Annotated in this window: 13 protein-coding genes; 9 read left to right on the top strand and 4 right to left on the bottom strand. The window is 60.1% G+C overall.

The window, feature by feature from the left end:
* From HY011_09625 to HY011_09610, 4 genes are all read left to right on the top strand, one after another.
* Positions 1 to 1257 carry an imidazolonepropionase gene (locus HY011_09625; GenBank protein ID MBI3423187.1) on the top strand — a complete coding sequence of 419 codons (1257 nt, stop codon included), beginning with the start codon at positions 1 to 3 and terminating at the stop codon, positions 1255 to 1257.
* 3 nt (positions 1258 to 1260) lie between these two features.
* Positions 1261 to 2076: an SDR family oxidoreductase gene (locus tag HY011_09620; GenBank protein MBI3423186.1), complete on the top strand. Its 816-nt coding sequence runs from the start codon at positions 1261 to 1263 to the stop codon at positions 2074 to 2076.
* 54 nt (positions 2077 to 2130) lie between these two features.
* On the top strand, positions 2131 to 3018 hold the full coding sequence (locus HY011_09615; GenBank protein ID MBI3423185.1) for an ROK family protein: 888 nt from the start codon (positions 2131 to 2133) through the stop codon (positions 3016 to 3018).
* 168 nt (positions 3019 to 3186) lie between these two features.
* A complete protein-coding gene (locus HY011_09610; protein MBI3423184.1) occupies positions 3187 to 3450 on the top strand; it encodes a YkgJ family cysteine cluster protein in 264 nt (87 codons plus the stop codon).
* A gap of 6 nt (positions 3451 to 3456) precedes the next feature.
* On the opposite strand, the gene HY011_09605 is transcribed toward HY011_09610, so the two are convergent.
* The 4 genes from HY011_09605 to HY011_09590 all read right to left on the bottom strand — a co-directional run bounded on the left by HY011_09605 (position 3457) and on the right by HY011_09590 (position 6036).
* Positions 3457 to 4470, bottom strand: coding sequence for a dienelactone hydrolase family protein (locus HY011_09605; protein MBI3423183.1), 1014 nt, complete (start codon positions 4468 to 4470; stop codon positions 3457 to 3459).
* Between the two features lie 82 nt (positions 4471 to 4552).
* A complete protein-coding gene (locus HY011_09600; GenBank protein ID MBI3423182.1) occupies positions 4553 to 4876 on the bottom strand; it encodes a hypothetical protein in 324 nt (107 codons plus the stop codon).
* 450 nt (positions 4877 to 5326) lie between these two features.
* Positions 5327 to 5674, bottom strand: coding sequence for a hypothetical protein (locus HY011_09595; GenBank protein ID MBI3423181.1), 348 nt, complete (start codon positions 5672 to 5674; stop codon positions 5327 to 5329).
* A 119-nt stretch (positions 5675 to 5793) separates the two neighbouring features.
* On the bottom strand, positions 5794 to 6036 hold the full coding sequence (locus tag HY011_09590; GenBank protein MBI3423180.1) for a hypothetical protein: 243 nt from the start codon (positions 6034 to 6036) through the stop codon (positions 5794 to 5796).
* Positions 6037 to 6332: 296 nt separating this feature from the next.
* On the opposite strand from HY011_09590, the gene HY011_09585 reads away from it, so the two are divergent.
* The 5 genes from HY011_09585 to HY011_09565 all read left to right on the top strand — a co-directional run bounded on the left by HY011_09585 (position 6333) and on the right by HY011_09565 (position 12686).
* On the top strand, positions 6333 to 6908 hold the full coding sequence (locus HY011_09585; GenBank protein ID MBI3423179.1) for a sigma-70 family RNA polymerase sigma factor: 576 nt from the start codon (positions 6333 to 6335) through the stop codon (positions 6906 to 6908).
* A gap of 38 nt (positions 6909 to 6946) precedes the next feature.
* Positions 6947 to 7759: a zf-HC2 domain-containing protein gene (locus tag HY011_09580; protein ID MBI3423178.1), complete on the top strand. Its 813-nt coding sequence runs from the start codon at positions 6947 to 6949 to the stop codon at positions 7757 to 7759.
* A 141-nt stretch (positions 7760 to 7900) separates the two neighbouring features.
* Positions 7901 to 10510, top strand: coding sequence for a CHAT domain-containing protein (locus HY011_09575; protein ID MBI3423177.1), 2610 nt, complete (start codon positions 7901 to 7903; stop codon positions 10508 to 10510).
* Between the two features lie 124 nt (positions 10511 to 10634).
* Positions 10635 to 11525, top strand: a complete 891-nt coding sequence (locus tag HY011_09570; protein ID MBI3423176.1) for an SMP-30/gluconolactonase/LRE family protein — start codon at positions 10635 to 10637, stop codon at positions 11523 to 11525.
* Positions 11526 to 11600: 75 nt separating this feature from the next.
* On the top strand, positions 11601 to 12686 hold the full coding sequence (locus HY011_09565; protein ID MBI3423175.1) for a DUF2156 domain-containing protein: 1086 nt from the start codon (positions 11601 to 11603) through the stop codon (positions 12684 to 12686).
* The last annotated feature ends 56 nt before the right edge of the window (positions 12687 to 12742 follow it).

Below are 12742 nucleotides of genomic sequence, written 5' to 3'. Positions count from 1 at the left end.
ATGCCGGATACCCTGGCGCTCGTTGGCTGCTCACAACTCGTCACCTTGGCAGGCCCTGCCGCCCCACGTACCGGTGTGTCTATGCGCGAGCTTGGCATCATTCCTCAAGGGGCACTGTTCGTGCGTGCGGGGCGGATCGAACGGGTTGGTACACGCGCTGAAATTGAACCGCTCATTGACACCGCTTGCCAAGTTGTCGAGGCGGGTGGTCGGGTTGTGTTGCCGGGCTTTGTGGACGCCCACACGCATCCGGTTTTCGCCGGCAGTCGCGCCGACGAATTTGAGCAGCGCGCTTCGGGCGCAACCTATCAGCAAATCGCGGCGGCGGGCGGCGGCATCAAATCCACCGTGCGCCAGACACGGGCGGCCAGCGAAGATAAATTGGTTGAAGTGGGCCAGCGTTACGCGCAATGGTTCCTACGCTGCGGCACGACCACGGTCGAAGCAAAATCGGGGTATGGGCTGACGACCGCAGACGAATTGAAAATGCTGCGCGCGATACGACGCTTGAACGCCGAGACGCCATTGCGTTACGTGCCGACCTTTCTGGGCGCGCACACGGTACCCGCCGAGTTTGTCGGGCGTGGCGACGAATACGTGGCGTTGGTGATCGAAGAGATGCTGCCCCGCGTCGCGCAAGAACAATTGGCCGAGTATTGCGATGTGTTTTGCGAAGCGGGCGCGTTCAGCGTCGAAGAGTCGCGCCGCATTCTGACGGCGGCACAACAACTCGGGTTGAAGCTGCGCGTGCATGCCGACCAACTTTCGCTGAATGGCGGCGCAGCCTTGGCGGCGGAGTTAGGCGCAGTGACTGCCGATCATCTTGAACACGCCGATGCAGCGGGGATCGCGGCGCTGCAGGCAGCTCAGGTACAACCCGTCTTGTTGCCCGCTTCGGTGCTAATGATCGGCGCGGCGCGTTATCCCAATGCCCGCGCAATGATTGAGGCCGGGCTGGCCATCGTCCTCGCGACCGATTTCAATCCCGGTTCGTCGCCAGTCGTTTCGATGTTGTTGGTGCTGACGCTGGCTTGCACGCAGATGAAACTGACGCCCGCCGAAGCCCTCACTGCGGCGACGATCAATGCGGCATACAGTTTGGGGCGCGGCGCTGAAAGCGGTTCGTTGGAAGCGGGCAAACGCGCGGATTTCGTCATTCACGATTGCGCTGATTACCGCGAACTGGCGTACTTCGCCGGGCTTGAGCATCCAGCAACGGTTTACGTTGCTGGACAACTTATTTGGGAAAGGCCCTGATCCATGCCCCTCAAAGACTTCACGCAAAAAACCGCTGTCGTCACAGGCGGAGCAAGCGGCATCGGGTTGGCGCTTGCCGCAGAATTAAGCCAGCGCGGTTGCAATGTGGCGCTGGTGGATTGCCGCGCCGACCGCTTGCAGGAGGCACAACGGCAACTGGTGACGAGCGGTCGTCACGTCACTACTCACGAATGTGACATCGGTGATTTCGCGCAAGTCGAGGCGTTGTGCGAAGCGGTCAGCCAAGCGCATGGCCACGTCCACTTATTGATCAACAACGCGGGCGTTTCTGTGGCTGGCCCTTTCTTGGAAACCAGTCTGGCCGATTTCGACTGGCTCATGCGCGTGAATTTTTGGGGCACGGTATATTGCTGCAAAGCGTTTTTGCCGCGCTTGCTCAACGAACCCGAAGCGCACGTCGTGACCATGTGCAGTTCGTTCGGGCTGCTGGGCTTTGCGGGCAAATCGGCGTACTCCGCCTCGAAATTTGCCGTGCGTGGCTTCAGCGAAGCACTGCGGATGGAATTGGCGGGCACTAGCACGGGGCTGACGGTCGTTTATCCGGGGCCGGTGCAAACCAATATCCTGCGCGATGGACGCACGGCCAGCGAAGCGCAACGGCAAGCCGAAACCGAGTTCTTATCCAGCCGCGCCATCCCCGCCACACGCGTCGCCCGGCAAGTCGCACGGGGAATTCAACGCAATGCCGCGCGCGTCCGGCTCAGTCTGGATTACGCGGCGATTGACTGGCTGACGCGGCTCTCGCCCGCGCTGGCACAAGCGGGTGGCGCGTGGGCGGCCCGGCGAATGCCATTCTGACTTTTAGCGCAGGCCGCCGCTGGCTCACGCGCGGTACCGGCTTCAGGGGAAACTATGTACGCAGGCATCGAAGCAGGCGGCACCAAATGGGTGTGCGCCGTTGGCAGCGGGCCGGATGACATCACCGCGCTCGAACGCTTTTCCACCACCACCCCAGCGGAAACCATCGCGCGCGCCATTGATTTCCTGGGGCAATTCCCCGCCCTGCAAGCCATTGGCGTAGGTTCTTTCGGCCCGCTTGATTTGCACGCGGATTCGCCCACGTATGGCTACATCACGACGACGCCGAAAGCGGGCTGGCAATTCACCGATGTCGTCGGGCCGTTGCGCGCGGCGTTTGGCGTGCCGGTCGGTTTCGACACCGACGTCAACGCGGCGGCGTTGGGCGAATGGCGTTGGGGCGCGGCGCAGGGGTTGGACACCTTTGTTTACCTGACCATCGGCACCGGCATCGGCGGCGGCGCGCTGGTTAACGGCAAGCTCTTGCACGGCCTCTTGCATCCTGAGATGGGCCACATGCTGATGCGACGCGACGTCGCGCGCGATCCCTTCGCCGGCGCATGCCCCTTTCACGAAGATTGTTTGGAAGCGTTGGCAACCGGCCCAGCGCTCGAAAAACGTTGGGGCGTGCGAGCCGAGACCTTGCCAGTTGATCACACGGCGTGGGGATTGGAAGCGCACTACCTGGCCCAAGCCATCGTCAATCTGATCTGCATCCTCTCGCCCCAACGCATCATCCTGGGCGGCGGCGTGATGCATCAGCCGCAAGTCTTCGCGGCCTTGCGGCCTGCGGTGCAGCATTTACTGAACGGCTATTTGCAAATGCCACAGATCACCGCGCGCATTGACGAATACATTGTGCCGCCGGGCTTGGGCGACCGCGCGGGCGTGCTGGGGGCAATCGCGCTGGCGATGGAAGCTGAAAACAAGTCCATCGGTTGAAAGGCGGCAAGCTGTTTACTTATTTTGCACACGCAAACAACTGAAGCCTGATTCCCGAATCCTGACGGCTTTTAGCTAACAGTCGTCAGGATTCGGGAATCAGGCTTCAGTGCGGGCCTACTGTTCACGGCTGCCCGTCGTTTCGACCTTTGAATGGAGCCTCTATCTATGGAATGCCGCATTGGCTGCGGTGCCTGCTGCATCGCGCCTTCAATCAATTCACCGATTCCAGGAATGCCAAACGGCAAACCGGCGGGTGAGCGCTGTGTGCAATTAACGGCGGACAATCGTTGCCGGTTGTTTGGCTTGCCAGAGCGTCCGGCGTTTTGTGTGGGCTTGCGGCCAAGTGAAGAGATGTGCGGAACTGATGCGGCAGAGGCGTTGCAACGGTTGAACCGGTTGGAGGTCTTGACCAAACCGGTTCAACCGTGACGTGGCTTAGCGGTGATGCTGTTTCAGAAACAGCCAGAAGACATCCACCGCTTGGAAGCTGAAGTTCTCGCCGTTCGGATAGATGTGGCGCATGCCTTCGACAAGCACGAAATCATAAGTCGTCGCGCCGGTTCCGCCGTAGTGAAACACCGACGCGCGGGGGGTGCGTTTGTAGCCGTAATCAGCCGACAAACCTAACAATTGGACGAAGCCCTGCATCACGGCATTCGTCCACGTGCCCGGCGCGGCGGCGGATTCGTCGAGCGGAAAGCCTGCGACCTGCGCCGCGTAATTCAGCTTCGGATCGAGTTCGCCGATCATGTGCATGACAGTGCGTGGTTGGAACGGTGCGCTGGTGTAATCGTTGGCGTGCGTGAAATCTTCGGCATTAAAGCCGCGTCCGATGGAACACAGCGCGAAGGCCGCAAACACATCCGACATCTGTACCAGCAAGCGTTGCGCGAATTGCCCACCGTTGGAAAAGCCCGTCACATAAAACCGGTCGGCGTCTACGGCATAGTGCTTGGTCAACAACTCGACGATCACCTGCACGAATTTCACGTCATCGTACACATGCTGATCGGGGTAGGCCGGATCAAGCAGTTTCTCGAAGCCAAAGAAATTGAACTTGGTCGTGTTGCGTTGCATGTCGTGCAAGACCTGCCCGTTCTTGACCAGCGTTTCGTCAAAGATGTGATAGCGCAAGGCCGAGGGGAAAACGGCCATGAAACCTTCCTGCTCGGCCTTTTCTTTCCAGCCCATGTCGTCATAAGCGCCTTCGCCTGAACCGCCCGTGCCGTGAAAAACAAACACCACCGGTACGGCCTGATTCGCCGGCAAATTGGGCGGGCGATAAAAAACGACTTCGCGCGCCACGCCTTCCACTTGCAGATTCACCGTGCGTTTGCCGGCGTCTTCTTTTGGAAAGCCGAAGCGGGTGGGAACGGTTTGCCCCAACGTTGCGCCGGACAAGGCGCCAATAAAGACACTGATCGTCAACAGGTACACTAGACCTTTCATATTCGTCTCCTTCTACTCTGGATGATGATGATGATTGTTTGGGCGGGAGCGGACGGTGGCTTCCGCGATGGCGCGGTGGCGCTTATCGTTTGCGCGGGTGGCGGCGCAGGTTGGATTGTTCGATGTACGGCAACAGATTTTGCGGTTTCGGCCTGGCCGTTTTCAGATTGCCCTGTTCGACGTAAGGCAACAATTGGGTCTGGGTATTCCCAGCGGGAGGCAACGTGCTCTGGTCGAATTTGCGGGCGGTGTTGGACTGGCGATAGCTCACTTCCTGATTGGCGTATTTCCCGGCTTTGCGCTGGTGGTTCGCGCCGCTGCGCTGGCCTTTGCCTTGCGCAAGCGCGGCAGTGTAAAGCAGCAGGACGAAACTCAAACCAGCGATAATGATTTTGCTTTTGAACATAGCGTCTTCCTTTCTTTGCCAGAGAAATTGCCCGTGACAGTAGCCCGCGCGTGAGCCTTGTTATTACCCAAACTTTCGCTCGAAACGTGCGCTTGGTTTTTTGGCCCGCGAAGGCGGGCGGCAGCATACAGCCCAGGGTGCAGCGCGTTGCGCGCGGAACCCTGGGAACATTGGCGAAAATCCACCTAGCCCGCGAAGGCGGGCGGCAGAGCGTCACGACTAGCCAATCAATGTCTGTCGCCCACTCCGTGGGCTAGGTGATTCAATTTAACGCTTTCCTGGGGTTCCGGCTCCGCCTGCACCCCAGGCTTTATGTTGCCGCCCGCTTTCGCGGGCTGAAAGCGCACAAAAAATTTGGGTGATGACAAAGCGTCAGCAAGGGCTGCCCTGTGCCAGTCAAGCGCGGGCTGCTCTGCCACCGGTGCTCTCAATCGCACCGTCAGCCGCCGCTTACTTCCGCGTTTTGTTGTTGTGCTTGGCGCGGTACACGTGGCGGCTCGCTTTGTTCTGATCTTTCTGAATGTCTTTGCGTTCCTCGCCCGTCACGGTGCCATCGGCGCGCGCTTCTTTCTTCTCTTGCTGAATCTCTTGCTGTTCCTTTTCCAGCTTGCGCGCTTCGCCGGCCTTCAATTCGCCTGAAGCGACGCCGCGGCCAATGCGTTTTTGCTGATTGCCCTGCCGCGCAGTAGCGACCGGCGTCTTTTTCCCAGGCGTCGGCGTAGGGGTTTGCGCCGCAGCGATGACGGTCAAGCCCAATGAAAGCGTGAAGGCGAAAAGAATGGTGGATAGTGTTTTCATAGCTGTAATCTCCTTGTGACCGGGCGTGGCCCGGTCGTTTTGTTGTTTCTCAGTGATCAACGGTTACAACGGCCCGTGGCCGCGCGGTTAAACAGTTGCGTTAGGTGCCCGCGCCGGGACTAGCGATTGCCTTTCCTGGCGCGGGTGGACTTGGTTGCCTTTGCATTGGGGGCGTTTGATTGCGGCTGCCGGATTTTCCACCAGTCATCGGAATAGCAGGGATCGCAGCAACCGGTGCAAATCTGCCCGCCGCCTTTGACTGGCGGTTTGACGCGTGCTTTGGCCTTGCTCTGGCCCAAGCCCACGGTCGAACAGGCCATCATCAAACTCAACACTGCGCTGGCGAACGTCGTCCTTTTCATTTCATAGCTCCTTTGCTTCGTTTCAACTGTTTCAATCTTTCAACCGGCCTCAGCTCCGGCTTGCTTGTTCGGTAAGTAGTGCGGCGGGGCCGCAAGGTGTATCAAACTTTTTTGGGCTTTTTATTTTTTCTTGGGAAGCCCCCAAACAGTACGGGGAGCGTGAGCGACCTGAGTCTTGGTGTCAGGCGGTTTGGCTTTCCTTCAATGCTTCGATTACCGGGACTCAGGTCGCTCACGCTCCCCGTACTGTCTCACCCTATCGCTCTTGGCGGGCTTTGAGTAGAATCCCCGCCCGTATGCACACCCGCGCGGAAATCCTCACCAATCAGGAAATCGTCACCCGCATCCGCCAAGGCGAGGCCGAGGCGGAAGCCGTGCTCTATCAAAAGTTCTCGACGCGCGTTTACTTCACCGCGCTTAGCGAAACCCACTCAAAAGAAGACGCCGAGGATGCGCGGGCCGAAACTTTCTTGCGTGTGATTCAGGCGCTGCGGCAAGACAAGTTGCGTTCGGCTGATTCACTGCCTTCATTTATCGTCGGCATCACGCTCAACGTCGTGCGCGAGCTTGTGCGGCAAAAGTATCGCGTGGATTCGCTGGAAGATTATGAATACGACAGCGCGGGCGACGGCTCGCTGGAACAGGCGCTGCTGGATGCCGAGACGGGCCGCGCGTTGAAGGAACTCGCCCGCCAGTTGAAGCCGCGCGAGCAACAGTTTTTGCGCATGTATTATTACGAAGAGCTGCCGAACCCGGAGATTGCACAAAAGCTGGGCATCAAAGAAGAACGCTTGCGGCTGATCAAATCGCGCGCGTTGCAGAGCTTTCGGGAGCTTTATCAGAAAATGACGCGTGCTCGAAAAATAAAGTGATACAAACGGGCAACTCGCTGCACTAAGCAACAGAAACCATGACGCACCAAGAGGTACAACAGGGCGAGATCGTCGAACGCTTCGTGCGGCGCCAACTCACGCCTGACGAGCGGCGCGCGTTCCAGGAACATTATTTTGGCTGTGAGGAATGCTTTGAGCAGGTGGAAATGACCGCGCGTTTTGTGGCCGGTGTCCGGCAAGCGTCTCGCCAAGGCTTACTGGCCGAAAGCGTGGCGGAGCGCTGGTGGCCCTGGCGAGTGGTACTGTTCAAACCCGCGCTCGGTTTTGCCGTCGCCACCGGGCTGGCGCTGGCCGTGGCGTTTGGCTGGCTGTTGTTCAAACAAAACTCTGCGCCGCGTCAGGAACTGGCCATTCAGCAAACGCCGACGCCAACACCCCACCCGGCAGTCACGCCAGGAACAACCTCCACACCTACGCCCGGTGCGCGCCCGAAGCTGCAAAATCAACCCGACCTGCTGGCGCAAAACCGCCCGCCCCAAACGCCCGACCTTGCGCCCGGCAAAGCGCCCGTCGTCTTTTTGGATTCCGAACGCGATGGCAGCGGCGGCGGCAATCAACTGACCATTCCCGCGAACGCGGCCAGCGCCGCGCTGCGTATTGAAGTCGAGCCCAACAGTTCGTATTCCGGCTTTCAGTTTCAACTCTTCGACAACTCCAAACGGCTGGTCACGACCGTCAACAGCGGCAAAGCCAGCCCACGCGGGGCCATTTCAGCCAGTGTGCCCGCCAACCTTTTACAGACCGGCAAATATGTGGTGAAGTGTTACGGCTTACACGACGGCCAGCGCGAGTTGGTCGGCGAATATAAATTACAAGTTCAGAAGCCGTGACAACCTGGGTACGCACCGCTTCCAGCGTGCGGGCTTGGCAGCGGACGCATTGATGCCGATAGGGTTTCCCCCTGGCATTCATTCGTTCTCTGCCAAGCCCGCACGCTGGAAGCGGTGCGTACCCAGGCGGGAGTTGCAACGATGAAGCGAATGGCGTTTTTGCTGGGTCTGCTGGCGTTGATTTGCCTGTCGTTGCCGTGCTCTGCCCATCTGCAAGCCCGCCGCTCCAATCCGCAAACACCGGCCCAATCCGCCAACGCTGAACAACTGCTCAAAACCGCCGCCCGGCACTTACAGAACAAAAACTTTTTGCCCGCTTATCAAGCCGCCAATCAGGCCCTTAGGTTGAGCCAAGAACAAGGCGACAAAGCGCGACAGGCGCGTGCCACCAATTTGCTGGCCCTCGCGGCCTTTCACACGGGCCGCATGAACGAAGCCATTCGCTTGTTCAAACAAGCTTCGCTCAACGCCGATGAAGCGGGTATCGGCCCCTTGCAAACCAATGCGCTATCGCGCGCGGGCGGGCTGTTGTTGCAGTCAGGCCGCTATGCCGATGCGCTGTTTTGCTTTCAGCAAACCCTGCAACTCTATCGCCAGCGCCAGGATCAAGCGGGCGAAGCGCGCGCCCTCGCCCGCCTGGGCGCAGTCTTTGCCGAGACCGGCGACTTTGCCCAGGCCATGTCGCACCTGCAACGCGCCTTGCCTATCGCCCGCACGGTGGCCGACCAGGAAACCGAAGCCACCGTCTTGCGCCGGTTGGTCGCCGTCGAGAAAGGGCGCGGCAATTGGCAAACCGCGTTGCAATACGGCCAACAGGCGCAAGCGTTGCTGGCGCGCGTGCCCGCCGCCTTCCCGCACGCCGAACTGTACTATCAACTCGCCACCGTGCACGCCGCGCTCGAGCAGCCCGCCAAAGCCGCAGCGCTTTTTGAGCAGGCGCTGCGCATCGTGCGCACGTTGCGCCTGCCGCAACCCGAAGCGCTGGTGCTGGGTGATTACGCCGCAACGCAACTCAAATCCGGCAATGCACCGGGCGCGCGCGAGGCGGCGAAACAAGCCCTGAGCATTTTGCAGCGCACGGGCGGGAACAAACATCTGGAAGCCCGCTACCACGCCACCTTGGCCGAAGCACAACGCAAGCTGGGGCAGCCCGCTGATGCGCTCGCCAGTTACCGCGCGGCGCTCGCCGCCATCGAAGAGGCCCGCGCGCATTCGATCCCGACTGAAATTTCGCGCGCTGGCATCGTCGCCTCGCGCCAGCAGGTCTTTGCCGGCGCGATTGCCCTGCTGCTCAATCAAGCGCGCCACGAAGAAGCTTTTGAGGTCGCCGAGTCATATCACGCGCGCGCCTTTCTGGATGTGCTGGCCGAAACCGGGTTGGAAGCAGAAGAAGAACTGACCCCGGCGCAGCAGGAACGTGAAGACCTGCTTTTTGAGCAAGTCTCCGCGATTCAACGCGAGTTGTGGCAGCCGGAACTCGCGCCTGAACAGGAAGCACAGTTGAAACGCCAACTCGCCGAAGCCGAGAGCGCGCTGGAACTGTACCGCTTGGAATTGCGCCGCGCCGACCCGCGTTATGCCAGCGTCAAAGCGCCGCCCTCGCTTGGCTTTGCGCGTGTCGCGGCAGAATTGCCGGATCAAGAAACAGCGCTCGTCGAATTCGTCTTGGGCGAAGAGCGCTCTTTCGCTTGGGTATTGCAAGCCGGCAGGCTGGCTGCGGTTACGCTGCCGCCGCGCAAAGAATTGGAGCCGCTGGTCACGGCCTTTCGCGCGGCCTCTTCCGCCAAGGTCAACTCGACCACGGCGGCGCAGGCCATAGCGAAGCTCAAAGCGCAAAGCCAGTTGCTGTATGAAAAGCTCTTTCAACCGCTGGAAGCGCGCCTGACCGCCGCGCGCAAACTGATCATCGTGCCCGATGGCGTACTGGCCTATTTGCCGTTTGAGACGCTGGCAGGCAAAACGCAACGTGGCGCGTCCGCCTTCCTGCTCGAACGTTTCGCCATCAGTTATGCACCCTCGGCTTCGGCCCTGGCCGCGTTGCGTGCGCTCAAAACCAACGTGGCTGAGGCAAAGGGTCTCATCGCGTTCGGCGATCCGGTCTATGCCAAAACCGAAACCGAAAGCGTACCGACGATCCAACACAATGAGCGCGGCCCCGACTTACGGCCATTGCCGTACACGCGCAACGAGGTCAACGAAATCGCCGCGCTGTTCCCCGCCAACGAACGTCGCGTGCTGCTCGGCGCGGAAGCAACCGAGGGGAGCGTCAAGGCCGCAGCGCTCGGCCAATACCGCTACGTACATTTCGCCACGCACGCGCTGGTGGACGAAGAATTCCCGGCGCGCTCGGCCATCGTGTTGTCGGCTCCGGTTGACGATCAAGCGAATGACAAAAGAGAAGACGGCGCGTTGCAAATGGCCGAAGTGATGCGGCTGAAACTGAACGCCGAGCTGGTCACGCTCTCGGCCTGCCGCACGGGTCTGGGCCACATGCTTTACGGCGAAGGCATCATCGGTTTAACGCGCGCGTTTCTTTACGCCGGGGCCGAAAGCGTCGTCGTTAGCCTCTGGAACGTCAACGACATCGCCACGGCCTCGCTGATGAAGGCGTTTTATAAAAATCTGCGGCAAGGACAAAACAAGGACGACGCCTTGCGCCAAGCCAAGCTGGAATTATTGCGCGGACAACAACCGGCGTGGCGGCATCCGTATTACTGGGCGCCGTTTGTGTTGGTGGGCGCGGCGCGCTGAAGCCGCCAGGATGTCCGGCAAGCTGCCAGCTTGCCGGGGTCGCGGCTGGCGAACAATGGGTTTTACTGCTAAGCGTCCGGCAAGCTGGCAGCTTGCCGGACATCACTAACCAAGGATCAACTTCATGTCAGCACTTACAGCAGAATTGGAATTCCAGCACGACTCACTGTTGGGCGAAGGGCCGGTTTGGGACTGGCGCACACAGCAACTCTATTGGGTAGACATTGAGGGCTACCGCGTTCACATTTACAACCCGGCCACGCGGGCGCATCGCGTCATCAACGTGGGCGAGTTCGTCGGTTCGGCAGCGGTCAAAGCAGCAGGCGGTTTGGTGCTGGCCTTGAAAAGCGGCTTTGCGGCGCTGGACTTGGCAACCGGCGCCCTCACACCCATCGCGGATGCCGAATCACATCTGCCGGGCAATCGGTTTAACGATGGCAAGTGCGATCCGGCGGGCCGGTTCTGGGCCGGTTCGCTGGCGCTGGACGAAGACCACGGCGAAGGCCAAGGCAATCTCTGGTGCCTGAATGCCAACCACAACGTTGTGTTGAAAGAACCGGGCGTGTGGATTTCGAATGGCCTGGCGTGGACGCGCGACGAACGGACGATGTACTACATTGATTCGCCGCAGCAGTGCGTGGTCGCGTATGACTACGATAAGGTAAGCGGCGCGCTTGCCAACCGGCGCGAGGTGATTCGCGTGGACGGCAGCGCGCACGGCTATCCCGACGGGATGACGATTGATGAAGAGGGCATGCTCTGGGTCGCGCATTGGGATGGCGGGCACATTTGCCGCTGGAATCCGCAAACGGGCGAAGAGTTGGCCGAGATCAAAGTGCCGGTGTCGCGCCCAACGTCGTGTGTGTTTGGCGGCGCGGATTTTGGGACGCTTTACATCACGTCGGCGCGCACGCGGCTGAGCGCGGAGAAGCTGGCCGGACAGCCATTGGCGGGGAGTATTTTCAAATGTCGTCCCGGCGTGTGCGGCTTGCCAATGAACGAATACGCGGGTTGAGGCGACGGCCCCTTTTGCAATCCCTTTTGCAATCCCTTTTGCAATCATTGCTGCCGTCTCCAATACTCCGGCTAGATGGAGTGGCAGCAGTTCAACACGATCCCGCCGGAGTTGCAGCGCGTGCGCGCACTGGTGTTGCGCCACGGCTGGAACTCGACAGCCTACCAGATTCTCAATCCCGGCATATCACATTGGTTTTCATCCGCGGGTGACGCGGTGCTCGGTTTTGTCGAACACCACGGCGTGCGCATCGTCGCGGGCGCGCCTGTGTGCGAACAAGCGCGACTGGCCGAAGTCGTCGGCGAATTTGAAAGCGCCAGCACGGCTGCCGGACAGCGCGTTTGTTATTTCTGCGCCGAATCGCGGTTAGAAAACGTGCTGCGTGAATCGGCCAAGCACTCGATGGTCGTGCTGGGTGCGCAACCGGCGTGGCAACCGCAGCAATGGTCACGCGCCTTTGAACAGCGCTCTTCCTTAAAAGCGCAACTGAACCGCGCTCGCAACAAAGCCGTGACGGTCAGCGAATGGCCGGTCGAACGCGCCCGCCGCGCGCCTGAATTGTTGCGCTGTTTGCGCGAATGGCTGGCAACGCGCAGCTTTCCGACGTTGCATTTTTTGATTGAACCGATGACGTTGGAACGGCTCTATGACCGGCGCATCTTTGTGGCCGAACGGCGTAATGAGATCGTCGGATTTGTCGTCGCTTCGCCCGTACCACGCCGGCAGGGCTGGTTGATCGAACAGATCATACGCGGGCGCGGTGCCGTCAACGGCACCAGTGAATTGATGATTGATACGGCGATTCGCACGCTGGCCTCTGACGGCAGCGAATTCGTCACGCTGGGCCTATCGCCGCTCTCACACCGCGCGTTGGCTGGCGCGAATCCCAACCCGCTTTGGCTGCGCCTGGTGCTGGCTTGGGTGCGTGCGCACGGGCGGCGGTTTTATAACTTTGACGGTTTGGATGCTTTCAAATCTAAATTTCAACCGGAACGCTGGGAACCGATCTTCGCCATCGCCAACGAGGCGCATTTTTCGCCGCTGACGTTGTATGCGGTCGCGGCGGCCTTCACGCAAAGCTCGCCGTTCGGGGCAATGTTGCGGGCAACGCTGAAGGCAGCGCAGACGGAATTGGAGTGGCTGGCGGGCAAGGCGGCTTGAATTAAGTCTCTGAAGCCAAGCTAAGAATACAAACGACCAGCCACGCCGAGCCGGTA

Source organism: Acidobacteriota bacterium (genome assembly GCA_016196035.1).
Lineage (GTDB): Bacteria > Acidobacteriota > Blastocatellia > RBC074 > RBC074 > JACPYM01.
This window is presented reverse-complemented; position numbering and strand designations above follow the sequence as displayed.